25 protein-coding genes are annotated in these 24,158 nt (G+C 47.6%); 7 read left to right on the forward strand and 18 right to left on the reverse strand.

Annotated elements, in window-relative coordinates; genetic code table 11:
• Positions 1–57 precede the first annotated feature (57 nt).
• The 6 genes from VSQ62_RS26335 to VSQ62_RS26360 form a co-directional block, all read right to left on the reverse strand.
• Complete coding sequence (locus VSQ62_RS26335) at positions 58–1,704, reverse strand: glycoside hydrolase family 43 protein (protein WP_334638020.1); 1,647 nt, start codon at positions 1,702–1,704, stop codon at positions 58–60.
• Positions 1,705–1,782: 78 nt separating this feature from the next.
• Positions 1,783–2,448 (reverse strand): hypothetical protein, encoded by a 666-nt coding sequence (locus tag VSQ62_RS26340; RefSeq protein WP_334638021.1) that lies wholly within the window; start codon positions 2,446–2,448, stop codon positions 1,783–1,785.
• A gap of 142 nt (positions 2,449–2,590) precedes the next feature.
• Positions 2,591–2,827, reverse strand: coding sequence for a PRC-barrel domain-containing protein (locus tag VSQ62_RS26345; RefSeq protein WP_334638022.1), 237 nt, complete (start codon positions 2,825–2,827; stop codon positions 2,591–2,593).
• Positions 2,828–2,982: 155 nt separating this feature from the next.
• On the reverse strand, positions 2,983–3,168 hold the full coding sequence (locus tag VSQ62_RS26350; protein WP_334638023.1) for a ferredoxin: 186 nt from the start codon (positions 3,166–3,168) through the stop codon (positions 2,983–2,985).
• Between the two features lie 120 nt (positions 3,169–3,288).
• A complete protein-coding gene (gene arcC, locus VSQ62_RS26355) occupies positions 3,289–4,218 on the reverse strand; it encodes a carbamate kinase (RefSeq protein ID WP_334638024.1) in 930 nt (309 codons plus the stop codon).
• A gap of 48 nt (positions 4,219–4,266) precedes the next feature.
• Positions 4,267–4,884, reverse strand: coding sequence for a flavodoxin family protein (locus tag VSQ62_RS26360; protein WP_334638025.1), 618 nt, complete (start codon positions 4,882–4,884; stop codon positions 4,267–4,269).
• A 171-nt stretch (positions 4,885–5,055) separates the two neighbouring features.
• Here VSQ62_RS26360 and VSQ62_RS26365 point away from each other — a divergent pair, with 171 nt between their 5' ends.
• Positions 5,056–5,721: a PepSY domain-containing protein gene (locus VSQ62_RS26365; protein WP_334638026.1), complete on the forward strand. Its 666-nt coding sequence runs from the start codon at positions 5,056–5,058 to the stop codon at positions 5,719–5,721.
• 22 nt (positions 5,722–5,743) lie between these two features.
• Here the strand turns inward: VSQ62_RS26365 and VSQ62_RS26370 are convergent, their stop codons facing one another.
• Genes VSQ62_RS26370 through VSQ62_RS26390 form a run of 5 tightly spaced genes read right to left on the reverse strand, consistent with a single transcriptional unit; the run spans position 5,744 to position 13,312 of the window.
• The gene (locus VSQ62_RS26370) at positions 5,744–6,346 is read right to left on the reverse strand and encodes a PilZ domain-containing protein (RefSeq protein ID WP_334638027.1); all 603 of its coding nucleotides are present in this window, start codon (positions 6,344–6,346) and stop codon (positions 5,744–5,746) included.
• A gap of 25 nt (positions 6,347–6,371) precedes the next feature.
• Positions 6,372–8,810 carry a hypothetical protein gene (locus VSQ62_RS26375; protein ID WP_334638028.1) on the reverse strand — a complete coding sequence of 813 codons (2,439 nt, stop codon included), beginning with the start codon at positions 8,808–8,810 and terminating at the stop codon, positions 6,372–6,374.
• Between the two features lie 20 nt (positions 8,811–8,830).
• Positions 8,831–9,967, reverse strand: a complete 1,137-nt coding sequence (locus VSQ62_RS26380; protein ID WP_334638029.1) for a class I SAM-dependent methyltransferase — start codon at positions 9,965–9,967, stop codon at positions 8,831–8,833.
• A gap of 24 nt (positions 9,968–9,991) precedes the next feature.
• Positions 9,992–12,598, reverse strand: coding sequence for a sensor histidine kinase (locus VSQ62_RS26385; protein ID WP_334638030.1), 2,607 nt, complete (start codon positions 12,596–12,598; stop codon positions 9,992–9,994).
• Between the two features lie 12 nt (positions 12,599–12,610).
• Positions 12,611–13,312, reverse strand: a complete 702-nt coding sequence (locus tag VSQ62_RS26390; protein WP_502957844.1) for a response regulator transcription factor — start codon at positions 13,310–13,312, stop codon at positions 12,611–12,613.
• Between the two features lie 269 nt (positions 13,313–13,581).
• Between VSQ62_RS26390 and VSQ62_RS26395 the strand changes: the two genes are divergently transcribed.
• Positions 13,582–13,926 (forward strand): sporulation initiation factor Spo0A C-terminal domain-containing protein, encoded by a 345-nt coding sequence (locus VSQ62_RS26395; RefSeq protein ID WP_334638032.1) that lies wholly within the window; start codon positions 13,582–13,584, stop codon positions 13,924–13,926.
• Between the two features lie 357 nt (positions 13,927–14,283).
• Complete coding sequence (locus VSQ62_RS26400) at positions 14,284–14,922, forward strand: endonuclease III domain-containing protein (RefSeq protein ID WP_334638033.1); 639 nt, start codon at positions 14,284–14,286, stop codon at positions 14,920–14,922.
• A gap of 7 nt (positions 14,923–14,929) precedes the next feature.
• On the opposite strand, the gene VSQ62_RS26405 is transcribed toward VSQ62_RS26400, so the two are convergent.
• Positions 14,930–15,169: a hypothetical protein gene (locus tag VSQ62_RS26405; RefSeq protein WP_334638522.1), complete on the reverse strand. Its 240-nt coding sequence runs from the start codon at positions 15,167–15,169 to the stop codon at positions 14,930–14,932.
• A gap of 84 nt (positions 15,170–15,253) precedes the next feature.
• Between VSQ62_RS26405 and VSQ62_RS26410 the strand changes: the two genes are divergently transcribed.
• The gene (locus VSQ62_RS26410) at positions 15,254–16,027 is read left to right on the forward strand and encodes an HD domain-containing protein (protein ID WP_334638034.1); all 774 of its coding nucleotides are present in this window, start codon (positions 15,254–15,256) and stop codon (positions 16,025–16,027) included.
• 7 nt (positions 16,028–16,034) lie between these two features.
• Here VSQ62_RS26410 and VSQ62_RS26415 read toward each other — a convergent pair whose 3' ends face one another.
• The 5 genes from VSQ62_RS26415 to VSQ62_RS26430 form a co-directional block, all read right to left on the reverse strand.
• Positions 16,035–16,898 (reverse strand): class I SAM-dependent methyltransferase, encoded by an 864-nt coding sequence (locus tag VSQ62_RS26415; protein WP_334638035.1) that lies wholly within the window; start codon positions 16,896–16,898, stop codon positions 16,035–16,037.
• A gap of 326 nt (positions 16,899–17,224) precedes the next feature.
• Positions 17,225–17,764 (reverse strand): site-specific integrase, encoded by a 540-nt coding sequence (locus tag VSQ62_RS26420; protein ID WP_334638036.1) that lies wholly within the window; start codon positions 17,762–17,764, stop codon positions 17,225–17,227.
• Positions 17,751–18,278, reverse strand: a complete 528-nt coding sequence (locus VSQ62_RS26425; protein WP_334638037.1) for an Arm DNA-binding domain-containing protein — start codon at positions 18,276–18,278, stop codon at positions 17,751–17,753. The genes VSQ62_RS26420 and VSQ62_RS26425 overlap by 14 nt, the downstream gene beginning before the upstream one ends.
• A 198-nt stretch (positions 18,279–18,476) precedes the next feature.
• Positions 18,477–18,560: a putative holin-like toxin gene (locus tag VSQ62_RS32545; protein ID WP_022746012.1), complete on the reverse strand. Its 84-nt coding sequence runs from the start codon at positions 18,558–18,560 to the stop codon at positions 18,477–18,479.
• 333 nt (positions 18,561–18,893) lie between these two features.
• A complete protein-coding gene (locus VSQ62_RS26430) occupies positions 18,894–19,337 on the reverse strand; it encodes a helix-turn-helix domain-containing protein (RefSeq protein WP_334638038.1) in 444 nt (147 codons plus the stop codon).
• 114 nt (positions 19,338–19,451) lie between these two features.
• On the opposite strand from VSQ62_RS26430, the gene VSQ62_RS26435 reads away from it, so the two are divergent.
• Positions 19,452–19,634 carry a DNA-binding protein gene (locus tag VSQ62_RS26435; RefSeq protein WP_334638039.1) on the forward strand — a complete coding sequence of 61 codons (183 nt, stop codon included), beginning with the start codon at positions 19,452–19,454 and terminating at the stop codon, positions 19,632–19,634.
• Between the two features lie 21 nt (positions 19,635–19,655).
• Positions 19,656–21,500, forward strand: coding sequence for a VapE domain-containing protein (locus VSQ62_RS26440; protein ID WP_334638040.1), 1,845 nt, complete (start codon positions 19,656–19,658; stop codon positions 21,498–21,500).
• A gap of 446 nt (positions 21,501–21,946) precedes the next feature.
• On the opposite strand, the gene VSQ62_RS26445 is transcribed toward VSQ62_RS26440, so the two are convergent.
• Positions 21,947–23,329 carry an IS1380 family transposase gene (locus VSQ62_RS26445; RefSeq protein ID WP_120397169.1) on the reverse strand — a complete coding sequence of 461 codons (1,383 nt, stop codon included), beginning with the start codon at positions 23,327–23,329 and terminating at the stop codon, positions 21,947–21,949.
• 251 nt (positions 23,330–23,580) lie between these two features.
• Here VSQ62_RS26445 and VSQ62_RS26450 point away from each other — a divergent pair, with 251 nt between their 5' ends.
• Positions 23,581–23,937: a hypothetical protein gene (locus VSQ62_RS26450; RefSeq protein WP_334638041.1), complete on the forward strand. Its 357-nt coding sequence runs from the start codon at positions 23,581–23,583 to the stop codon at positions 23,935–23,937.
• Positions 23,938–24,158: the final 221 nt, after the last annotated feature.

Genomic DNA, 24,158 nt, shown 5'->3' on the forward strand with positions numbered 1-24,158 from the left:
GCTTTCCGATACACCGTTTCTAATATTATACCAATAAGAATCGGCAGTGTAAAGCCTCTAATTCACGTCTCTTGTCTCATCCGCAATATACTCAAAGAAATCAAAATCCGCATAATGCTCATGCTTCACACGGTCCGCGCATGTGAGCCCTACCATCGTCCCCGTGAACTCCCCATACCGGCAATACTCGTCCGAGAATTTGGTGGTATCGAAGACGCGCCCGATCTTCTCATACTTCTCGTTGTCATAGCTCCATTCGAACCAAGAGTTCCGTCCTTCGATATACAGCCGCAGATAGACCGGCTTATCTTCCACCGGGATCCTTGTATTCAGGAATTCCGTCTTTTCTCCGTTCTCCAGACAGATTACAGACAGCGCGCTCTGTCCCAGCGTCTCGCTGTAATATTTCCGCAAATTGATATAGTTCATATTGTCATAGTAGAGAATCAGTCCGGCGCTGTGCTGGTGAACCTCAGGCGTGAATTCCATCTTAGCGGTGATCCTGGCATACACACTGGTCAGCTTCCTTGCAAGGATGCTGACCTTGTTAAGAGAAGTCCTGGATTCCTGTCCGCGGATGCGCACATATCCCGGCCTTGCCGATACATCAGCAAACCGCTGCGGCATCATACGCGGGGCATAATAATAATTCCCAAGTTCCTCTCCGTCAAAATCATCAAAATCCGGTATCTCAGACACAGGCACTTCCGGCAGAGATGTTTCCGGCACTTCCGCTTTCGCAAGATTGCTTCCGTCCGCCATGCGAAGCCAGCCGTCCTCAGTCCACATCATCTTCTGAATCGCCGTCTCCCGGCCCAAGGTACATCTAAGCTCCGGCACAAAAGGTCTTGCACTAAGATGCACCAGATATACTTCCTTATTCGGCAATTCTACATAGCTTCCGTGCCCGGACTTCTGAAGGATGGATTCTGGATTGTAATATCTGGGTTTTAAATGATCCGGATCGTGCCTTTCATAGGATTCCCCCGGGACACTGGTCACGATCGGATTCTTCGGATCCTTCTCGTAAGGCCCCCATACCTGTGCCGACCTTCCCATGGTAACACAATGATTATAACCGGTACCGCCCTCAGCGCACATGATGTAATAATATCCGTCCCTCTTCGTCAGATGCGGGGCCTCGATACATCCCCGGTCCGTACCTCCCCGCCACATCTTCTTCGGATAACCGACGATCGCCTGCGCTGCCGGGTCATACTCCACCATGCAGATCGCCCCCGGCTTCTCATAGCCTTCCCTTGTCTCCCACTCCAGAGATACCACATATTTCCTGCCGTCGCTGTCATGGAACATGGACGCATCAAACCCCGAGGAATGTATGTATACCGGACGGCTCCACGGCCCGCGGATATCCCGCGCCGTGATCACATAATTATCCACGTCAAAATATCTGGCATTCATAGAGTTCATTACTCCATACACCACATAGAACAGATCTTCTTCCTCACAGTAAGTCAGACACGGTGCCCAGATTCCTTTTGCACTTGGAAGCTTCTTTAGATCTACTTCCTCATCATCAGTTAACACATGAGTATAGAGCTCCCAGTTCTTCAGATCCTTCGAATGATACACCGGGATTCCCGGGAACCACTCGAACGTCGACACCGCAAGATAATAATCATCTCCCCTTCTGCAAATACACGGATCCGGGTTAAATCCCGGCAATATCGGGTTCTTTATCATATCTCTCCTCCTCTTGCATCTTTTACGGTCTCTTCACACTTCTGGAAACCATCCCTGATCCACACATTTCCCCAGATCCTAGGCATCCCAGCCGATCCAGTTCGGCTCATTGACCGTATCTAAGAGCAGCTTATAGCTCCAGTAGAAGTATCCGCTCCCCTTCCTCCAGGCGTCAAGCTGGGCTCCCGTGATCTCTCTGTAGATCTTCTTCTTCTCTTCCGGGGTAAATATCTCCGCATTCTCAGAGAAGTCCATTCCGTTTAACGCCGACTGTCCGCCCTTGGTATCCACACCGGCCGCATAGCTGTTGAACATGCACCACTCGCCGACTATCACGTCCGCATACTCCTGTACCTCGGCAATCTCCCTGGCATAATGCTCTTCAATATATTGCTTATAGCCCTCCACGCTCTGTTCACAGCCGTCCATCTCCGCCATCATCAGATATTGATGCGTGTCCAGAATAATATTTTCAAACTTCGGCTGCGTCAGGAAATCTTTCCACGCGTGAAGCTGGAACGCATCATGAAATACCACATAACAAGCCTTGTCCGCATGCTTCCGAATCCGCTCATACGCATCCGTATAGAATCCCCTCAGGAATTCCAGTGTATTCGGCGCAGTCCCCTCTGCCATCGCCGGATCCGCCGCCGGATACCGCTTAGTGACATTCATGATACTCCACATCGGTTCTGTGACCGGCTCATTGATCGGCGTGATTCCGAACAGCCCCTTTATCTGCATTGTCTTCTCCTTTCCTCTTTGGAAGCATCATAACATATAACGCCGTCTTATGATATACCTTTCCCCAAACCGGATAGAATTATCTAGTAAATCCACACTATTACCGCTACGTTTTGCTTAACTATACCCGTTCCCCCCGTATCTACTCTTCATGTATTTCCACCAGTATAATATCCGCCCCTATCTTCTTGATGCATTTGTAGGGTATGATATACTCCGATCCGTCGCAGAAAAATCCGCATAACTTCCCAGCCTTGGGAATCACCATTGCTTCAATGCATCCGCTGCACTCATCAATGATCAGGTCTACCACATATCCCAGCTTCTTACAATCACAGGCGTTAATGACCTCCTTATTCTCCAGCTCGCACAACCTCATATTCTCTCCACACTTTCCTGTTCTAAACTCTCAGGGAACATCCTTTCTCTCTAAAAGAAACACATGCAAGAAAACCCGCATATACTATCTACTCATAGTATACGCGGGTTTCACTTATTTGTGCCAGGCACAGCCTGTTCAAAAGAGCGGTATGCCTACCCTTCGATATCAATTACAGAGACCGGACAGTCGTCCCTCGCCTCTGTCGCCGTACTCTCATACTCAGGCGCCACATCTGCGTATGCCTCCGCAATACCGTCGTCATTAAACCGAAATACTTCCGGGCAGGCGGCCACGCACGCTCCGCATGAGATACATCCGTCATTCACTCTGGCTTTCATGGGTTCTTCCTCCTTGCATTATAGAATCATTTGCAGTATTCCCATTTATGCCGCAGCTATTCAGCCGGATCCGGCAAATCTATGATTCCGGTGCTAAATATCCGATTCCCAAAAAAATCTCTAGCGGATCCAGGTTCCCGTCCTGCCCTTCAACGCGTCGTTCAACTTATCAAACGATGTGATCAGCGCGCTTCTGCCCTCGCCCTTCTCGATAAAGGATACGGATGCGCTGAACTTCGGAAGCATATTATACTCCCCGAAATGTCCCTCTTCCATATATTGCTTCGCCTGCCCAAGATTGATCTCGCCAAGCTCCTCTTCCTGCGGCCTGCCCATGTTGATCTTCACCTTCTCTACACTGGTGAGGATGATCAGCTCATCTGCGTTGATCTCTTCCGCCATCCGGCCTGCCGCCAGATCCTTCTCGATCACCGCGCTTGCTCCCCGAAGATGATGATCCTGTTCAAGCACCGGGATTCCGCCGCCGCCGCAGGCGACCACGATCTGATCCGCATCCAGAAGCGCACGGATCGCATCGATCTCCACAATACGGACAGGATTCGGCGCAGACACGATCCTCCGGTATCCCTTCCCGGGCTCTTCTACGATATAATTGCCCTTCTTGCGCTCCTCATTCGCTTCTTCTACATTCATATAACGTCCCAGGATCTTCGTCGGCGTATAGAACGCTTCGTCATACGGGTCCACGATCACCTGTGTCAGTATCGTACTGACTGTCCGGTAGATGCCCCGATCCAGCAGCTCTTCACGGATACCGTTCTGCAGGTCGTATCCGATATACCCCTGACTCATAGCAGAGCACACCGACATCGGCGCCGGCGTATAGTCCTGGTGAGTCTTGCCGAATTCATTCATCGCCGTGTGGATCATACCCACCTGCGGCGCATTACTGTGGGTGATCGCCACCTGGTATTCCGCCTTGATCAAATCGGCGATTACCCCGGCCGTCTTCTTAACCGCTACCTTCTGCTCCGGCAGCGTAGTTCCAAGCGCGCGGTGTCCCAGCGCAACCACAACCCTTTTCTTCATATACTATCCTTCTTTCTATGTTCTCTATCCAGACTCAGGCTCCTTCATCTACCGAATGAAGTTCGTCGCTACTCTTTCTTCCTTCTTCGGCAGGCCGTATTCCTTCTTTCCCAGCTCAATGCTCTTCATCAGGAAAGACATATTCCTTGCCAGGGTACGCATAATCTGCATTCCCTCGCCGTCCGCGGCAGCCTCCGCAGCGTTATTGCCATGGATACTGTTCCAATACTGGCCGGACGCCACCGGCATTCCGCTGATGGTAAAATACTTATTCAGCTCGTCAAATGTTGCGGACAGACCTCCTCTTCTCGCTGAAACAACACTCGCTCCCACCTTCATCGTCTTATCAAAATGAGTGCTGTAAAAGAGCCTGTCCAAGAATGCGATCAGGGTCGCATTGGCAGAAGCATAATATACCGGACTTCCGACTACCAGTCCATCGCACTCCCCGAAGGTCTTCGCGGTCTCATTTACCAGATCGTCAAACGCACATTTCCCTGTCTTGGCGCACGCGCCGCAGGCAACGCATCCCCTGATATCTCTATTGCCCACCTGGATCAACTCTGTCTCAATATCATTCTCGGCAAATATCTTCTCCATCTCATGCAATGCGGTATAGGTACTGCCCTGCGCATGCGGGCTTCCGTTGATCAATAATACTTTCATGGTACTTCCCTCCTGAAAAATAAGATAGTGCTATTGTATCATTCCAATCCATATCCAGCAAGATTTGATTTTTGATTTTTTTGCTTCTTAATGTTATACTATATATGATTTACATATATACATAATAGAATGTAAAGAAAAATTCAGAAAGAATAAGAGGTGATCTATCATATGAAATTTTACAAATTATGCAGCGCCAAACTCATGAAGCGGAATACAGCGGCGGCAATGATCCTGGCAGCAATTGCCGGCAGCCTAGCAGGATGCGGACGGATAGCAGACATCGGGAAAGACAAAGCCGCCGACATTGCATTGGAGGATGCAAGCCTGTCCGAGTCGGATGTCACCCGTCTTAGGATTTCCAAAGATACGGATAACGGAAAAGGTATCTATGAAGTAGAATTTACTATGAACACTACCGAATATGAATATGAGATCCTGGCTTCCAACGGAGACATCCTGAGCGCTGATTTCAAGGAATTGCAGGGATCTTCCGATCCGCAGCCGCAGGGATCCAACGATTCGCAACCGCAGGGATCAGACGATCCTCAACCGCAGGGATCCAACGATCCTCAACCGCAGAGATCAGACAGCCATGACAGCTCCAATCATGGGGCAGTTCCCCAGGCAGACGTGCAGATCAGTTCCGAGCAGGCATCGAAGCTGGCATTAGATCGGGTTCCCGGAGCCACCGAACAAGATCTGAAGATCGAACTGGATTATGATGACGGCTATTACAAATACGAAGGTGACATCATATACGATCAGAAAGAATACGAATTCGAAATCGACGCGAATACCGGAGATTTTCTGGAATGGAAAGAAGAGAGACATTAATCTCTCTTCTTTATCTTTATCCTTACCATATCTGCCCATGCTCCCGCTTGAATATGTACTGCTGGATATCTCTTTCTGCTCCTTTGGGGAGTTCCAAAAACCGGCATCCATAGCCGTAGCGCCCGTCCCGGAAATCCTCTTCCCTCAGCACAACAGCCTTAAGCGGATACTCCTTCTCAACAAATGAATAGCAGAATTCAACCGTATCATCATACCGCAATCTTGTCCTGGTGATAAAATATATCCCGTCCGTGCTGATATTCTGGATGTCTCCGCTGAGCTCTCCCTGTTTGAACGAGTTCATCGGAATCTCTCTCTCCATCTTAGCCCGCAGATTCCGCCGTCCCTGTATGATCTCAGCCACATCCAGGATCTCACAGTCCGCAATCCACGGTTCTGCTGCAGAAGAATCATTATTCCTTCTGACTATAAGCTCGCAGTATGTCTTGATGCAGCCGATCTGCCCGTCGAAGAAATCTATCCTGATCCGTTCCGAATCAGGCAGTTCATTCTCCCTTTTCAAAAATAATGTAATCCTGTCCCCGGCGCACTTTACCCGAATTCGTCTCAGAGCCCCATCCTCCGGTACATATACCGAACATACGGTACAATTGTTTAAAACCATAGTTTTCCCCCTCTCAAAGCGCTTCCTACCCTATATATATATTTCCGCTCCCCGACGTCATCTGATCGATCATCTCCACCGGTGCAACCAGTTGTTCCCCGCTCTCGACGTTGATATAAGTTACACTGTTCTCATAATATCCGATCAGGATCACCGCATTCTGCGCGTCCAGCATCCCGATAACCGGGATATTCTGATCCAGCAGGTACAGCAGATCGCCTGCCGAACATCCCGACAGATCCAGATACCTTCCGTCATTCAGCTCCTTTACAATATCGATCGGAGCGTCCTTTTTCTTAAGCCTGTCCTCCATAGACCGTATAGCCTCTTCCTTGCCTACCACCATATGCTGCTGTCTCTTGCTTCCCCTCGCCCAGATGCAGGTCTGATTGGCATCCACGACAACACCCCGGTACTCATTAGCGCTCCGGATCGCTTCGCCGGCCTTATCGAAGATACCCCGAAGCTCACCATAACCATATACAAAGAATCTGCCGGAATCAGAAGACTCGTCAAAGCTTGCCGTCTTCGGGCTGTTGGCGGCAATCTGCTTCGGCCTCAATATCTTGGGACTCTTATCTCTGATCCCGTCTTCAAAAGCCAGCCTTACCTGCGTCTCCTTCAGGTCTGTCACATAGACCTCCGTATAGATATTACTCTTTTCCTTCTCTTCATTATTCGTGATGTAATCCGGCGCCGTCCCTGTATAGGAATCTCCTTCCTTCACTGCCCGGTTCAGTGTGATCATGTTATCGTCAAATACTGCGTCCAGTACATAGAGCCCATCCACCTGATAGGTCTTAACCACCTGATTCTTACTGTTCAGGATCTCGATCTTGTACATCGGAACCGTCGTCTCTCCAGAGACAGTCCTGCCCGTATCCTCTGTCCGGGCAATCCCGTATACAAAATCCTTCTTGACAAATCCCAGAGGGCGGATGCATTCGCCTTCCCCGCATTCCACCGTCCGCTCGTCTCCGCTCTCAAAATCCAAGATCACGATCCGGGACGCGGCATTCAGCTCACCGCCGTCCTGCCAGGCCGCCATACTGCCGTCCCCCGATATCACATACTGGGTATTCTCAAGTTCTTCCGCCAGAGGTTCACTGATGCCCCATTTCACATCATATTCATACAGCGTCCCGTCAAGCATCACATACAGCATATTCCTGTCCAGACTGTAATAGACCATTCTTCCAAGCTCAAGAACCGCATTCCCATAAGACCGGCTGCTGGAAACAAACACCTTCTCCTCCACAGAGTTCTTCCCGGCATCATAATAATAGACGGCAACACCGACCTCACCTTCATGGACGCCCCGGCTCATATACCCGCATACGGCAAATATTGTATTCCCCTTCTTATCTATCTTAAGCAGCTTGATACTGTAGTCAGAACCCATGTTGCGCACATCGCTGTTCTCCACATCTGCAAAGCTGAACACCTGCGAGATCTCGTCCGCATCCCGGTTATAGTTCCAGAGCTCGTTTGCCGCCACGAAAGACACCGCCGTCCCGTCGCCGCTTACCATGCAGGGCACATTCTGCGGGACGATTCCAAGCACGATCCCCCGTTCATTCAACACATGCTTTGACGGGTCGAAGATCTGTTCCATCGTCCGGTCATAATCCAGCAGATAAGTCTTCTGCGCCCCCGCGATATGATTCACACGGAAGAACTCCTTAACCTGGTATACATCCGATTCATTCTCCTCTCCCTTGCACCGCACGCGGTACTCTAACTGCACGGAGACAGAATCACCGCTGATCTCCTTGATATTCCAGCGCTCTCCCTTCTCAACCATCGGCTCCAACGCTCCCCAGGATACATGGTCATAATTTGAATTGATCGTCACATGCCGAAAATCTGTATTATCCATCGTCTCGTCCGGTTCGATCGCCACGCCTACGCCCGCGCCTTCTACCTTCCCCATGGCCTTCTCGTGGAAATTCCGTATATAATCCAGGCTTTCCGCCATACTTACATTCGCCGCGTCCGCAATTCTGGTATAGAAACGCACAGACCGGTCCTTCCCCGTACTAAGGATCAGCTCCAGGACTCTCTCTTCCGCTATCCCTACACCTTCAAGATCCACCGCAAAGCCATCTCCCTGCCGGTCAAGCTTGCCTTCCTTCAGCTTCTCCCTGCCGTCCAGAGAATATATGATATAGCGGGCATCATCGATCTTGTTATCATAGGCCTCTATCGTACCGTCAAGCCTCTGACCCGTTACCGGCGTTACCGTATCGCGCATGGCGGGGATATTCATCTCTTTCGCGTAACCGCTAAGGTTATTGATCACAAATCCGTTATATGTAAATGAAATCTGCGGAAATGTTGCCGATCCCATATCCGCCGTCACATTATCATTGCCTTTATTCGTGTACAGACTGAATCCTATGACAGCAATCATAAAGATCAGGACAAGAATTCCCGCATCCTTTAACTTCCTCTTCCAATCCATCTACCGCTCCCCTTCTTGCCCTAGTACAGCAGCCGTCCCAAGGTCGGCGATACATGCAGTAGTTCTTCGCACCGCCGGATCGCTTCCCGATTCTCTCCTGTTCTTCCTGTCCTCACCGCACGGATCAGGATATTCTTCGGAGTATGCTCCATATCAATGAATTCCAGGATCTGCGCGGTATACCCTTCGCTTTCCAGATACTCTGCGCGCAGGGCATCCGTCACAAGAGCGGCCATGCGCTCCTTGATCAGTCCGTATTTGAATACCGGCTTCAATATCTCATTCTCTATCTGCCCGTTCAGCTCGTGCTGGCAGCACGGCACCGACAGGATAACCTTCGCTTTCCAGGAAACCGCTTTAGCCAGAGCATGATCCGTCGCCGTATCACACGCATGGAGGGTCACTACCATGTCCACCCGTTCTGTATCTGCATAATTTGCAATATTTCCCACCTGGAAGCTAAGCTTCTCATAGCCGTACTTCCTTCCAAGCTCGCTGCAGTGCCTGATCACGTCCTTCTTAAGATCCAGTCCGACGATCCGGATATCATATCCCCGAAGCTCATGCAGATAATAATACATGGCAAATGTCAAGTAAGACTTCCCGCATCCGAAATCCAGGATGGTAAGCTCCCTGTCACGCTCAAGCTCCGGCAGGATATCCTCGATAAATTCCAGGAAACGGTTTATCTGTCGAAATTTGTCGAATTTGGAGCGGATGATCTTCCCCTCTTTCGTCATGACCCCCAAATCCTCAAGAAACGGAACCGGCATTCCTTCTTCAAGGATATATCTCTTCTTCCGGTTATGGCTCATATCCGTCTCCTTTCCCTTATCCTTCTGAGCCTTTCTCTTTACCGTCGCTCTGCCCTTCTTACTCACCAGCACCGTAAATACCGATTCTGTCGTCTCCATCTGCATCTGGCGCATATTCTCCATATACTCCTCCAGAAGGGCGCACGCCTCTCCGGCATCCACATTCCGGTGGAATGCCTGACGATTCTCAAATGTCTCGATCTGAAACATCAGTTGCTGCCGCACGAGCAGAGGGCGCACCTTCACCTTCGCCGGACCGTCTTTCTTCCTTGGATTGCTGAGCACTGCCGCTCGGAATTCTATATTCAGATTATCTTGTAATAATTCTCTTAATTCACTCATAGCATTACTATTGTAATGTTTTTTTTACCGGAGCGCAAGCGGAAATGTGATCGTAACCCGAAACAAATCTCCGTCCAGGTACAATTCGAACCGTCCGCCCTGCATCTCGGTCAGCGTCTTGGCAATCGAAAGTCCAAGCCCGCTTCCTTCTGTACTCCGTGAGATATCTCCCCGGATAAACCGCTCGGTCAGTTCATCCGCCGAGATATTAAGCGGCTGCTCCGACACATTCTTAAGACTGAATATCACAGTATTGCCGGACACATATACATCTGCATAGATCCTGGTCCCTTCCATCGCATATTTCGCCGCATTATTATAGACATTTGCCAGTACTCTCCACAGACGCCTTCCGTCCACCCGGATGATCACCTCATGGTCCGGAAGCGACATCACCTCCTTCAGGTTCCGCTCTTTGAACTTCTCCTCGAATTCCCCGCTGGTCTGCTGGATCATCTCCACCAGGTTGATATTCATGAATTCCAGCGTGATATTTCCCGAGCTTACTTTGGACGCCTCTACCACATCCTCAGTAAGTGTCTTGAGCCGCTGGGACTTCGCGTCCAGCACCTCCAGATACCGCTTAAGTCTCGGATCCTCGAAATTCTCCTGCTTCAACAGATTCACATAATTAATAATAGAAGTAAGCGGCGTCTTGATATCGTGGGATACATTGGTAATCAGGTCCGTCTTAAGGCGTTCGCTCTTGATACTCTCCGCCAGCGCCGTATCCAGCCCCTGCCCGATGGAATTGATCTTCTCTGCAATACTCCTCTGCTCCTCTCCCATGCCGTCGGTCGGAATCTTATAATCCACCTCGCCTCCCGCGATCTTCTCAACCCCGGTGTCGATCCGATGGCGTCCGATCGCCTGCTTCACCATATATATGAAGATGATCAGCTCCATCATCAGCATCAGAAACAGCACAAATACATTCCGTTCACTTACAAATCCCATCCAGTGGACCATCACAAAGACTCCGAAGATCAGAACGGCCTTCCAGACTGCATGCATATTGAATAATAATTGTCCGGCAAACGCCAGCATATTCCTTAAGATACTGTTCTCCCACAGCGTCTTCGCCTTGATCCTCCGCACCAGACTCAGATATCCGATTAAAAACATCGCACAGGTGTATGCAGCAGCGATCCCTGCCCACATGACCGCACTCGGCTTTGCACCGCCGGTATAACTGCCGTCTATCCATACAGACGCACCGGATACCCCGTCGATCATAGATGTATTCAATCCTATGATTACTATCGGAACCGCCCATAATACGACCACCGCCGACGCCGCCAGCTCTGTCTTCCATCTGTCAAATACATTCAGGTGCAGTTCCTCATCCTTATCGTTTCTTCCCGCAATCACCGTCAGCCAGATCATTATCGCCAGCAGCGCAAGCGTCATAACAATTCCAAGCGCCGCGATCTGCCGGATATTCGAGCCATATTTCTCATACATGCGGGCTTCCGAGTAGAATCCGTCCTTGATCGGATATTCCGTATCCACTCCGATGGCAAATACGAACTCCGGGGTTTCTCCTGCATACTGCATCGAATATTTGGCGGAGTCGCGCCAGCTAAGCGCATTGATATCCTCAATATTCGTATCAAAATCCTCAAGCTCCGGCCTAACGACCACATATTTACCCAATTGCCGTATCTTCTCTATATTCTGCTCCGCCTGAGAATAGTCTCTGTACGCGTCACGGTTGGTAAATACCCGCTTGGTATCCTTATCCACATACAGATACGCCATATTCGTATCGCCTTCCTGATACATACCTCCTATGTTTTCATATTTCTCGATCTCATCATAGAGACAGATGATCACATCACGAAGCATACTGTATGCGTCGCTCAGCCGCCCGTTCCATGCCGGTTCGTCATTGGCTATCTCCATGATGCTCCCGGCTCCAAGCGGCGGGTACATCTCCCTAAACCAATATCCGTCATAGCTCCAGCAGTCAATATAGGCCACCTTGCCTTCTGTATCCTGCAGTCCCTTGAACGCCGTCTCAGGCACATTATTCCGGAAGCTTCCCTCCCGAAGCTCAGCAAGAATATCATCCTCCGTAATTCCCGATTCATCATTCACGATCACAAACCGGAGCTCTCCGCTGTCGATCAGCTTCTTGAACTCACTATAATAATAGTAATGGTAGCTGTTGTCAGACCGTCTGCATACGATGATATGGTCATCCTGCTTTGCCCTGTCCGCACTCATATTATCGCCGTAATTGATCCAGTCCTTCCCCCACTCATCGCCCCACTCTTCCAAATTCTTAAGAGGATACGCCAGACCGTTGATATTCTCATCGGATATCCGTGATTTCTCCTGGAATTCCTGGATATCTACGATTCTCTCGGATGCGTAGACACCGTCCGGCTCCAGCAGTTTCTTAGATCTTATCCCCTCAAACACGTTGCCGCTGATATTCCTTAAGTCCCTCTCGAAGCTCACCGTGTCTTCATATCTCCTGGCCGGCCTTCCAGTCAAAACTTCGTTCTTAAGCATCGGGTACGACATAATCCACATGATTCCTGCCGCGACGGCAACCACCAGAAGATGCGCCACCGCAACCAATATACCCTTCACGGGCGCTGACCGATACCATTGATGGTTCATATATACTCCCTTCTAAAGCTTCTCTATCTTATATCCGACTCCCCAGACCACCTTGAGATATCTTGGCTCCTTAGGATTAATCTCTATCTTCTCGCGGATATGCCTGATATGCACCGCCACCGTGTTATCCACGCCGATAGCGTCTTCATTCCAGATATTCTCATAGATCTGGTCGATAGAGAATACTTTTCCCTGATTCTTCATTAACAGTAATAAGATATTATACTCGATCGGAGTCAGCTTCACCGGCTCCCCGTCAACCGTTACTTCCTTCAGATCATCATTGATGGCCAGGCCTCCCGCTTCATAGACCGCCTGGTTGGTGTGATCCACCGTACTTCCAAGCTGGGTGTATCTGCGCATCTGGGATTTCACCCTTGCCACCAGTTCCAACGGATTAAACGGCTTCGTGACATAATCATCCGCCCCCACATTAAGCCCAAGTATCTTGTCCGCGTCCTCTGATTTGGCTGACAGGATAATAATCGGCATATTATTCTCCTCCCGGATCTTAAGGGTTGCCCGGATCCCGTCAAGCTTAGGCATCATCACATCTATCACCAGAAGGTCCACCTTCTGTGACTTCAGCACCTTTAGCGCCTCCTCGCCGTCATAAGCTTTCAAAACCTGATATCCTTCCTGAGACAGATAAATGTCTATCGCTTCTACAATCTCTTTGTCATCATCGCATACTAATATCTTAGCCATGTTCATCACCTCCCTTATACTATACAAGAATATCAGCTATTTTTTAAGAGCCATTTAGGGAATTTCTTAAGATATTATGAAAATGTCAATTTGACACATTTTGCCACAAATAAGCGGTATTTTGAAAGTATTTTCATAAAGGTGTCGAAATTTGTCTTAGTATGTCGAAAAATTACGGATTATGTTGCATTTCAAATCTGCCCGTGTTTTTCGGCTATAATACAGATGTAGCATGTAGTCGTTTCTCAATAGATAAGGTCCGGAAGGATATTGCAATGAACGAAAGACAGATTGAATACTTGATACGTTCCCTCGGTATTGGGGCTACATACCGTGGATACCGCTATTTGACCTACGGCATACAATTATGCCTAAAAGATGAAGATTATCTCCTGTCCGTAAGTAAGTTGTTATATCCTCAGATTGCAGAACATTACTGCACCACCAGTTATAGTGTTGAAAGGGATATACGAACAGTCATTAAGGTATGTTGGGATAGAGGCAACAAGACCTTACTACAAAAAATCGCTTTAAGACCGTTAGCCGCCAAGCCCCCATCCGGCGAGTTTTTCGATATATTAACCGCCCATTTGAGACAAAAGTCTGTACCAGTGATTTAGGTTTTCTTATTAAGTTCTTAAGTCCTTCTTAAGAATTTTTCTTTTTCTTTTATGGATTTAACATACTTTGGACATAATTTTCTTTTATACTAAAACACAGATAGTTGATTAACACTCACTATCTCCCCCTCAATAAAGTAACGCATCGCCGGATCATACTGACGGTGCCGCACTTTACTCTCATTCCTTTTAGATAACTATAACAACAGCGAGCCCCTTCATTCCGTATGGTCTGGAGGGGTTTCGTTGTGTATTGGCCCAGGATTGAGCAACAACATGCTGTTTACAGCAGAGCAATTTTAGTGTATATTTTAAATGACTTTTTGACGCTTGTATTATTATATTCTGGAGGAAAACATGACAAAAGAGAAATTAGCCCTGGAGATTATCGAACGCCTGAAAAAGGAATATCCGGACGCCGGATGTACCCTGGATTATGATCAGGCATGGAAATTACTGGTCAGCGTACGGTTGGCAGCCCAATGTACAGATGCCCGGGTGAATGTCGTGGTTGAAGGTCTGTATGAGAAATTCCCGGATGTAGACGCACTGGCCGCGGCAGATGTAGAAGAGATCGAAGAGATCGTCCGTCCCTGCGGGCTTGGTAAGAGTAAGGCAAGAGATATCAGTGCGTGCATGAAGATATTGAAAGAAGACTATGACGGCAAGATCCCCAAAGACTTCAATGCACTTCTGAAGCTTCCCGGCGTGGGGCGTAAGAGCGCGAACCTGATCATGGGCGATGTATTCGGTGAACCGGCTATCGTAACGGATACGCACTGCATCCGCCTGGTCAACCGCATGGGACTGGTAGACGGCATCAAGGAACCCAAGAAGGTTGAGATGGCGCTCTGGAAGATCATCCCTCCCAAGGAAGGCAGTGACTTCTGCCACCGCCTGGTCTACCACGGAAGAGATATCTGCACCGCCAGGACGAAGCCGTACTGCGACCGCTGCTGCTTACAGGACATCTGCGCAAAAAACGGGGTAGAATAACCGAATATCAGCTCTGGCGGAACGCCTTCAGGCATTCTATGAATTCCAGGTCATCCTGCTTAAGCTTCAAGTTGGAGCAATAATTCTTGCCCTCCGGAGTCGTTATGTTGATCTCGACAACTGAACCCTCCATGAGTGCATCCTGTGATACCGCATTGAGGAACAACGGGAATTTGGGATGGTTCAAACGAAAATGCTCCATACACCCCTTTAGCTTCTGAATCATTGCAATTTGGTTAAAATTCATATTCAAGACAAGGTACCTCCCATGTTTGTTTCTATATCATTATACTGAACTGTTCGAAAATAGTCAAAGAAAGAAGTGAATCTTATGGACCTGCAACATGCAAAAACGGAATTTGAACATTATCTGGACGGCTATGACCGGAACGATGACAAGGTGCATCTGAAGATCGTGCATACCTATGGTGTGACTGAATACAGCCGGCAGATTGCCGAGCGGCTGAATCTTCCTGATGAAGACCGGGAACTGGCACAATTGATCGGTCTTCTGCACGATATCGGCAGATTCGAACAATTGAAACGGTTCGACAGCTTCGAACCAGATACTATGGATCATGCGAGCTTTGGAGTCCAGATTCTATTCTCAGAAGGAATGATCCGGAACTTCGCAGGAAAGGATTCGTGGGACGGCATTATCCAGACAGCAATCGCCAGGCACAGTGATTTCCGGCTGACCGGCATCACAGACAGCCGTACCCTGATGCATGCCCGCATCATCCGGGATGCCGACAAGTTGGATAACTGCCGGGTGAAGCTTGAAGACACCATCGAAACCATACTGGGCGTCTCTGCCGAAGAGGTCGGCAAGGATTCCGTCAGCCCGGAGGTTATGGCTCAGTTTTGCAGAAAAGAATCCATCCTCTCTTCCATAAGAAGAACGAAGATGGATTACTGGCTGTCTTATCTGGCTTATTTCTTCGACATTAACTATAAGGTATCCTGGGATATTATCCGTGAACATGATTATGTGGCACGGCTGATCGCCCGGATCCCGTATTCCAATCCGCAGGCTCAGGTGCAGATGGATGAGGTCCGGACGATACTGGATGCGTATATGATGAATTTTACAGAAAGAATCTGAAAACGGATTATATAACGGCTTCCCAACGCCCGGAAGCCCCGCACGGGAGATATAATCCTGTGCGGCCGACAGGCAGCCCAATCTCCTGAGAGGCAACGCTGCCTTTATATCCCTTAAGCTCAACGCTCAGCATATAAGTCAGCACCGCCGGTGCGAGTCCTGTCGTATAAGAATTGACCAGGAAGAACAACGGTGTGTCTGACAGAAGCTTCGCACACAGCCGGATCAGCGGATGAATCGCGTCTTCTATCTTCCAGATCTCTCCCTTGGGCCCTCTTCCGTAAGACGGCGGGTCCATGATAATGGCATCATAGTGATTCCCTCTCCGTATCTCCCGCTCTACGAACTTGACACAGTCGTCAACCAGCCACCGGACAGGCTTATCCGCCAATCCGGAAGACGCGGCATTCTCCTTCGCCCAGTTGACCATCCCCTTGGATGCGTCCACATGCGTGACACTGGCTCCGGCAGCCGCTGCAGACAAAGTGGCGCCGCCCGTATAGGCGAACAGATTCAGCACCTTGACGGGACGCCCGGTCCGGCGGATCTTCTCAGAGAACCAGTCCCAGTTCGCCGCCTGTTCCGGGAACAGGCCGGTATGCTTGAAGCTGAACGGCTTCAGGTTGAATGTCAGATCACGGTAATGAATCTGCCACTGCTTGGGCAGGTCGAAGAACTCCCAATCGCCGCCCCCCTTCCTGCTTCGGTGGTAATGGCCGTTCCTATGCGTCCAGCCCCGGTCGGTCCGCGGCGTATCCCATATAACCTGGGGATCCGGGCGGACCAGGATGTAATCTCCCCAGCGTTCTAATTTCTCACCTTTGCTGCAATCTATGATCTCATAATCTTTCCAGTTATCTGCAATCCACATGGTATATTTCCTTTCTGTATACATGATCGGACGGCAGTCCGCCCGCCCCAGGAAGGGCATGCATCACGGGATGCCCGAATGGGGATTCTTGTATAGAATATACACTAAAAAAAGATTTCTGTAAATAAAAGAAATCTCCATGCAACAACAAACCCCTTCTGTTCCTTACGGAATGAAGGGGCTCGCTGTTGTTATAGTTATCTAAAAGGTATCTTTTGCCGTATTTTAAGCATATTTCTAATTATTTTGTGCTTTGAAACGGCGTGTTTCCATTCCTTGTTGTGCTCATTTTTCTGTTTGCATAGTTTTTTAATATCATTTTAATATCAATTGACCTTGGTTATCTTCTGCACGATTTCCGCCTGGGAGGAAGGAAAGAGGTGCGAATAAGTCTTAAGCGTGATATCAGGGGACTCATGACCGAGCCTTTCAGCAACCAGTACTGGATTCGCGCCGAGGTTGATCAGCGTGGATGCATGGGAGTGCCTGAGATCGTGGATTCGGATCTTCTTGACGCCGGAACGCTTTACCCGGATATTGAACGCACTCCGGATATAGTTCAGTTGCTTCGGGAATAACCGGTCGTTCGGATCCGGTTTATACAGGTGTTTTATGTATTCCTTTATCTCATCTGTCAGGAAGTCCGGTATGTTAACGGTGCGTTCTCCTTTTGCGGTCTTTGGAGGCTGAATGGTATCCCTGCCGGTTAGGTGGTAGAAAGTCTTGTTAATAGAAATCTGGTTATTCTTAAAATCAATATCATTCAAAGTCAGTGCCAGAAGTTCGCCGGCTCTCATCCCGGTATAATACAGTATTTCGAATATGGTATAATATTCTATATTATCCCGGCATTCATGAATGAACAAGGAGTATTCTTCCGGCGTCCAGAAATCTACATTTTGGGGCTTGGGGCTTGGTGCTTCCGATCGGCTTCCTGCATGGGGTCCTTTCCAGACCTAAATATTCTACCGCATAAGCAAAAACGGTTTTTAAATAAATGTTTGCACTTCTGAGATAAGTATCACTTAATCCCTTCCCCATCATTTCAATCTGCCAGGCGGATATGTCCGCGGGCGAGATGTCGGAGATTACCCTGTCTTTGAAGAACGGAAGAATATGACGATCCATCATGTGGAATCTGGTGTGTGCTGTGCTCTCCCGGATCTTCGGTGTAATATACTCCTTATACTTCTCATACAATGATTCAAAGGTTATATCCGGATTCTTAGCGAATTGTTCCAGGAAGAGCCGTTCCCACTCCTTCGCTTCACGCTGCAGCTTAAAGCCGCGTTTGCATTTCTGCCGTTTCTGTCCCTGCCAATCAGTGTAATAAAACCGGCAGTAATAAGTATTTCTTTCTTTGTCTTTATATACTGGCATTCCATCATCTCCCTTTCATCTGTGCGCGTGGTGGCGGTTTTGAAATGAAAGGATAGTATTTGACATATTTGGAGAGATTGACTATAATATACTTAACAGACTAGCCGAAGGGTGAGTGCACTTCACCCGACCCGGCGAATCAATCAACAGTTACATAAAAAGTAAGCCGTTTCCGAACTTGCCAGAGTACAGGACGGCTTATTTTTTATTTTTCAGATTCAGAATTGCAACAACCAGTGACGCAAATGTCAGTAAGATCATGAATTCCTCATATGTACTCATAAAATACCACACCTTTCTACAGACTCGGGAAAGGGTGGGAGCACGTCCCTCAGCTAGTCGGGTAAGTATATTATGTTGTCAATGTGCATTTGTCCTGCAGGACGAGTCGAAGCCAATTTGGACTTGGGCGGTTTTCGTTCTGTGGTACGAATTGCGCCGGCGCAAATGACTGGGGGGACAAATGGCCCTCAGTGACCACGCCCAAATGGGTTTGGGTGCTTCCGATCGGGGCAAACTTGTCCAATCTGGGGATGCCTGGATGTAGCCATTCTGGACAGGCCCACGCTGCCGATCGAGCTGAGGGGAATCTTCCCCCGTGGGGGTTTTCGCCTTTTAGGAACGAGCTTGAAAAAGCTCGTGTATTTTAAAGTTCAAATATGATTTTGTAGAATGTGATAATTCTTTTATCTCTTCCAGCGTAATTGATATGGAGTGCTCGGTGGTATCCACAAGGGTTATAGGTTTATTGTTAGTTGCTTCTGGGCGGTATATTAATTTATATCCCAGAGAAGTTATTAATTGCTCAAATTCTTGATCTATTCCGCCTAATGCATTATTTATGAATTTTTGTTTTGTCCAATCGAGTAAATACTGTAAAGGAATATCCAAGACAGTTGATATTTTTTCGAGAACGCTTATAGGAACCTCGGTTTCACCTTTTTCATATTTTTGTACGGAGCTTTCAGCCTTATCAATCAAATCGGCTAATTGTTTCTGAGTTAACTTTTTAGCTTTTCTATAGGTGTTTATATTTTCACCTATCTTTTTATTATCCAATGCATAAAACCCCTTTCAATAATTATGTTATTGAAATAGTACCATAAACAATAATTAAATTCAAGTTTATGTTGACAACAATAATTAAATTATGTATTTGAAAGGAGGCAGAAGGTGGAAAGGCAATTCATAGGAGCGAAGGAGGTAGCGGAGATATTGGGAGTCTCAGAAAGTAAAAGTTATGGAATAATCCGGGAACTTAATAAGGAGCTGAAAGAGAGCGGATTTATAACCGTTCAAGGCAAGGTTAGCAGGGTATTTTTCCAAGAAAGAGTATATGGAATAAAAGCAGTATAAGGAGGGCAAAAAAAAGAAAGTATGCAGAATGACAAGAAACTAATCATTTCAATGGGGCAGAGCCGGAAGGCAATAAACTGGAAATCTGTAGAATTATACTGGTCTGAGTTCGTCCAACGGCTTAGTGTCCCGCAACGATCCACAGAGACTCTTGCAGAGTACAAGAGGCTTACCAAGAGCCAACAGGATGAACTTAAGGATGTTGGCGGATTTGTTGGCGGTCAATTAAACGGCAGCAGGCGTAAAAGCGAAAGTGTGATCAGTCGGAGTCTGGTCACACTGGATTTGGATAACATACCTGCAGGGCAGACGGAGGATATTTTGAAGCGTGTAGAGGGATTAGGCTGTGCCTATGTAGTGTACAGCACGCGCAAGCATGAGAGCGCGGCGCCACGGTTTCGGGTTATCCTGCCGGCTGATCGGGATCTTACAGCGGATGAATCTGAGCCAGTAGCACGGAAACTTGCGTCACTGATCGGGATTGAGTTCTGTGATTCGACCACATTTGACGTATCCAGGCTTATGTATTGGTCGAGTTGCTGCAGGGACAGCGAATACATATTTACCTATAGCGATAAGGGATTTGTATCTGCAGACGGGATTCTAGGGATGTACGGAGACTGGCATAATGTGTCAGAATGGCCGTCAGTACCAGGAGAAATAGAACGTCTGGAAAGGAATCAGAGGAGACAGGAAGACCCGACTACAAAGAAAGGTATTATAGGGGCATTCTGCCGGGTGTATGATGTGCCGGCGGCTATGGACAAGTTTTTGCCTGGTATATATGAAGAAACGTCCATATCTGGGAGATACACATATACAGCGGGCTCCACGGTAAGCGGTGCGGTTCTGTATGATGATGGGAAGTTCCTATACAGTCATCACGCTACGGATCCAGTACAGGGGAGGCTATGCAACAGCTTCGACCTGGTAAGGCTCCACAAGTTCGGGTATCTGGACGAAGAAGCAAAACCGGACACATTCACACATCAACTGCCAAGTACAAAAGAAATGCTAAATTTCGCTTCACAGGATGAACTGGTACACTTGGAAAACACAAGAGCGAAATTTAAAGATAGAACCCCTTATCCCGATGTACAGTATGGAACTAATGGGAGTATAAAAGTACTTCCAACCTGCGATAACTTGAAGGTATTACTAGAGAATGAGGGGATTAGTGTTACTTACGATATGATTTTACGTGAAGTTAAAGTACAGTGTGAAGATAAAGAGAAGATAAAACAATTCAATACGCCGCCTAACGGATATAATAATCTTCTTGTACATTGTGCGGATCAGTTTGTGCGCGATGGCTTGAGGGTAAGCACGGCAAAGATCCATGAATGGATGTTAAAGATAGCAGACGATAACAGAATGCATGCTGCAGCACGATATTTAGAAGTGAATTATATGATCTGGGGCGGCGTTGCAGGCGAGATCAACAGGCTGTTTGAATGCTTTACGGTGGGCGGTGACGAAGGCTTGTATAAGGTCATGATGACAAAATGGCTGTGCCAGTGTGTGGCGATGGCATATAATAATTCCGGCTCATACGGTGCAGACGGGGTTTTAGTCCTAAAAGGTCCCCATGGGATAGGAAAGACTACATTTTTCCGGAAATGCTGTGTGATCGGGCAGATATATTTTGCAGAAGGTGTGCAGATAGATGGGAGCAAGGACAAACTTATAGAATCAACTGCCAGTTGGATCGGAAAACTCGGAGAGCTGCCCCGGAGTCTAAAGGATATGGAGTATATGAAAAATTTCATAACCTGTGCCTCTGACGAATTTCGCGCACCCTACGCAAGAAAATCAGAGTATTACCCAAGGCTTACTTCTTTTGGAGCTACGACTAAATTCGTCTGAGGTATAGATTACGTTTGAGAAAGTAACCAGAAAAGCCCCATAGGTACGCCTATACCTACAGGGCAGCACATAGCCGGAGCCATGTCCCCAAAGCACTTACATAGTAACATGGTATCCCGGCAGAAGGATTTGCAGGTACGTCTTTAGGTGAGGCATTTGACAGCTACATAAAGAGATTTGGTGTACATAACATTCACTTCATATGTTCGTTAACTTATACCTGAATCCGTGAACCTAACCTAAAAATAAAATGAAATCGGTAAATAAGAAATATGAGGCACTCTTTGTACCAATTTCATGCCAATAAAATATTGTTTTCGATAATCATACACTTTGAATCAAACTACTATCCAGCCACTTAGGTAAAATTTCTCTAAAATTGCCATACCTTAACTAAGGCTCATTGAACCATTCCAATGGCAAGGAAAATGTAGGATATCTTTCGTTTATTTTGCAGCTTGGAATATCCTGCTTATTTGTGAAGCTGCGTTCCTCCAGGGATTACTCCGCCCCAGATCAAGTCTCACCTGCCTTGCATGCTTTGTCACAACCCCGGGGGTCATGATGATCCGTTCAACTACCGTGCGTAGCCTCCGGCGGTTTACGGGTCTTTTCATGGGGATATCGCTGATCCTAAGTGATGCCTGTCCAATCATCCGCAGGAGATTGTAGGCCAGCTGGATCAGTTCCAGGACAAGTTCGTTTGTTTCGAACTTTCCAGATGGAAACTGCTCTGCACATAAGTCCGTCTTGATTTCACTGTGGTACTGTTCCATTTCTCCATGTTTATGGTAAAGCTCTATGATGTCTTCGTCCGAAAAATCTACATTGACGGAGTACATATCACAGTCAATTTTAGGGCTGATATAGTACTGCCCATCATGGTCACAGGCACGCTCTGTTATATCGTAAATGGTTCGGATTCCAACGGTCTTCCTGCTATGGCCGGATTTTGAACTGGCATCAGGTACATTATAAGATACGTCCCGGAATGTCTGCCCAATGTATTCCTTTTTCCCTTCCCGTGAAGACTTTACATTTGTGCATACACCGCCTACTTTGTCCAGCCACTCCTGCGGATTCTCCTTGCGGATGTTGCGCTTAATGATGAAATGCACCCTGTCCCCCCGGAAACACTCTTCCATGAAAATGCCGATATTATCCGCAGAATCGTTTCCGGAGTCGAGACGAATCAAGAGTGGTTTGTCCGTAATCTGACGGGCAAGTTTTAATACTTCGACCAGAAAGTTTGGTGTCCCTTTCTGGCAGTGCTGTTTTCCCTCCCGTAGTTCGCATGCAATAAGGTATCCTTCTGTCCCAATGTAGGCGAAGATAGGCGCATAGCCATCCTTCTTTTTATAAGTTCTCGAAATGCCTTCCTTATTGCATTTCTCATCAAGGAAAGGGCTCACGTCGATGTCGATTGGTATATAGCCATTTTCCAATGCAGACGGTTCCACGCCAAACTTTTTGAACAGATCCACATTGATCTGACGCAGCGCACCCTGCATACTGGCGCCGATTTCGTCCATACGCTGCCGCATGGTTGGCTCCGATGGGATATGGCGCATATGGAAAGCATTGCAGAAAAACTCAGGGTCATCATCGGTTTCATGGATGGATTCGAAGTCAGCGTTCCCACAGAGTATACCGATAAGCATGGCCTTTAGTACATCACTGTTCTTATATTCCTTGGATGGCGAAGAATATTTGTCAATTTTCGTGTCAAAATCAACAGCTTTTAACATCTGTCCTGGAATCAGCAGACCGCCATAGGGTGTAATCCTGGAATTGCTGAATGTATACTTTATGGTGTTATATGCAAACATAACATGTTCTTTCATGCTCATTTTAGTTGGCCTCCGTGTGTATAAGATGATGATATCATTATACACCGACAGCGGAAAAAAGGCAATAATTATCCACCTATTCGGTGAGCACCATATCTTAGCCGATATATATCAAGATATTGAATTTTAGAAGCATGCCAAAGTATTACTTTAAACGAAGTTCACGGATTCAGGTTATAATCTCGGGAAGATGCATGGAAAGCGTGAAGAGCGTGCCAGGAGAAAGCTTCATGAGCGTTAAGATCAGGATCTCATTCACTGAGGATGAAGAGCTTGCCGGAGTGATCCGGCTTCTCTCCCCGGCTCTAAAGTCTTATAAGGTATCCAAGAAGAAGGAAGGAAAGTACCGGAACGCCTACGCCGATCTGCATCCTGGCTTCCAAAACGACGAACCAGGAGAGGACGCAGAGCAAATACATAGCTTCCAGAAGCTATCGGCATGTGGGCGTGGCGTCTTTCATGCGAACAGGCTTGAGCGAGGTAGAACTGGAGATGTTAGGATGGATCCGATGAAAAACCATGAAGGGTATCACGATCCGACTGCCGGCAGGGAGATCCGAAAGTGTGTGGAGTTGAATAGAAAATAATATCATTTCAATATCATTATAGACAGCGAGAACCCCACAAACCAATGGAGTGTGGGGTTCTCGTCGTTGTTATAGTTATCTAAAAGGAATGAGAGTAAAGTGCGGCACCGAGACTGTAAAATAAACTGTGTATTGTCGTAAATTGGTATGTAAAATCTTGTTTTTTCGACATTTCTAAAATCAATTCCCAGTGCCGATTTTTTTACAATTACCGTTATTTT

Source organism: Sporofaciens sp. JLR.KK001, from assembly GCF_036941055.1.
Lineage (GTDB): Bacteria > Bacillota > Clostridia > Lachnospirales > Lachnospiraceae > Sporofaciens.

What these genes read in the sequence shown, in the direction of transcription:
- VSQ62_RS26335 (WP_334638020.1), bottom strand. Translation starts at nt 1,704, where the DNA reads ATGATAAAGAACCCGATATTGCCGGGATTTAACCCGGATCCGTGTATT.
- VSQ62_RS26340 (WP_334638021.1), bottom strand. Translation starts at nt 2,448, where the DNA reads ATGCAGATAAAGGGGCTGTTCGGAATCACGCCGATCAATGAGCCGGTC.
- VSQ62_RS26345 (WP_334638022.1), bottom strand. Translation starts at nt 2,827, where the DNA reads ATGAGGTTGTGCGAGCTGGAGAATAAGGAGGTCATTAACGCCTGTGAT.
- VSQ62_RS26350 (WP_334638023.1), bottom strand. Translation starts at nt 3,168, where the DNA reads ATGAAAGCCAGAGTGAATGACGGATGTATCTCATGCGGAGCGTGCGTG.
- arcC (WP_334638024.1), bottom strand. Translation starts at nt 4,218, where the DNA reads ATGAAGAAAAGGGTTGTGGTTGCGCTGGGACACCGCGCGCTTGGAACT.
- VSQ62_RS26360 (WP_334638025.1), bottom strand. Translation starts at nt 4,884, where the DNA reads ATGAAAGTATTATTGATCAACGGAAGCCCGCATGCGCAGGGCAGTACC.
- VSQ62_RS26365 (WP_334638026.1), top strand. Translation starts at nt 5,056, where the DNA reads ATGAAATTTTACAAATTATGCAGCGCCAAACTCATGAAGCGGAATACA.
- VSQ62_RS26370 (WP_334638027.1), bottom strand. Translation starts at nt 6,346, where the DNA reads ATGGTTTTAAACAATTGTACCGTATGTTCGGTATATGTACCGGAGGAT.
- VSQ62_RS26375 (WP_334638028.1), bottom strand. Translation starts at nt 8,810, where the DNA reads ATGGATTGGAAGAGGAAGTTAAAGGATGCGGGAATTCTTGTCCTGATC.
- VSQ62_RS26380 (WP_334638029.1), bottom strand. Translation starts at nt 9,967, where the DNA reads ATGAGTGAATTAAGAGAATTATTACAAGATAATCTGAATATAGAATTC.
- VSQ62_RS26385 (WP_334638030.1), bottom strand. Translation starts at nt 12,598, where the DNA reads ATGAACCATCAATGGTATCGGTCAGCGCCCGTGAAGGGTATATTGGTT.
- VSQ62_RS26390 (WP_502957844.1), bottom strand. Translation starts at nt 13,312, where the DNA reads ATGAACATGGCTAAGATATTAGTATGCGATGATGACAAAGAGATTGTA.
- VSQ62_RS26395 (WP_334638032.1), top strand. Translation starts at nt 13,582, where the DNA reads ATGAACGAAAGACAGATTGAATACTTGATACGTTCCCTCGGTATTGGG.
- VSQ62_RS26400 (WP_334638033.1), top strand. Translation starts at nt 14,284, where the DNA reads ATGACAAAAGAGAAATTAGCCCTGGAGATTATCGAACGCCTGAAAAAG.
- VSQ62_RS26405 (WP_334638522.1), bottom strand. Translation starts at nt 15,169, where the DNA reads ATGAATTTTAACCAAATTGCAATGATTCAGAAGCTAAAGGGGTGTATG.
- VSQ62_RS26410 (WP_334638034.1), top strand. Translation starts at nt 15,254, where the DNA reads ATGGACCTGCAACATGCAAAAACGGAATTTGAACATTATCTGGACGGC.
- VSQ62_RS26415 (WP_334638035.1), bottom strand. Translation starts at nt 16,898, where the DNA reads ATGTGGATTGCAGATAACTGGAAAGATTATGAGATCATAGATTGCAGC.
- VSQ62_RS26425 (WP_334638037.1), bottom strand. Translation starts at nt 18,278, where the DNA reads ATGCCAGTATATAAAGACAAAGAAAGAAATACTTATTACTGCCGGTTT.
- VSQ62_RS32545 (WP_022746012.1), bottom strand. Translation starts at nt 18,560, where the DNA reads ATGAGTACATATGAGGAATTCATGATCTTACTGACATTTGCGTCACTG.
- VSQ62_RS26440 (WP_334638040.1), top strand. Translation starts at nt 19,656, where the DNA reads ATGCAGAATGACAAGAAACTAATCATTTCAATGGGGCAGAGCCGGAAG.
- VSQ62_RS26445 (WP_120397169.1), bottom strand. Translation starts at nt 23,329, where the DNA reads ATGTTTGCATATAACACCATAAAGTATACATTCAGCAATTCCAGGATT.
- VSQ62_RS26450 (WP_334638041.1), top strand. Translation starts at nt 23,581, where the DNA reads ATGAGCGTTAAGATCAGGATCTCATTCACTGAGGATGAAGAGCTTGCC.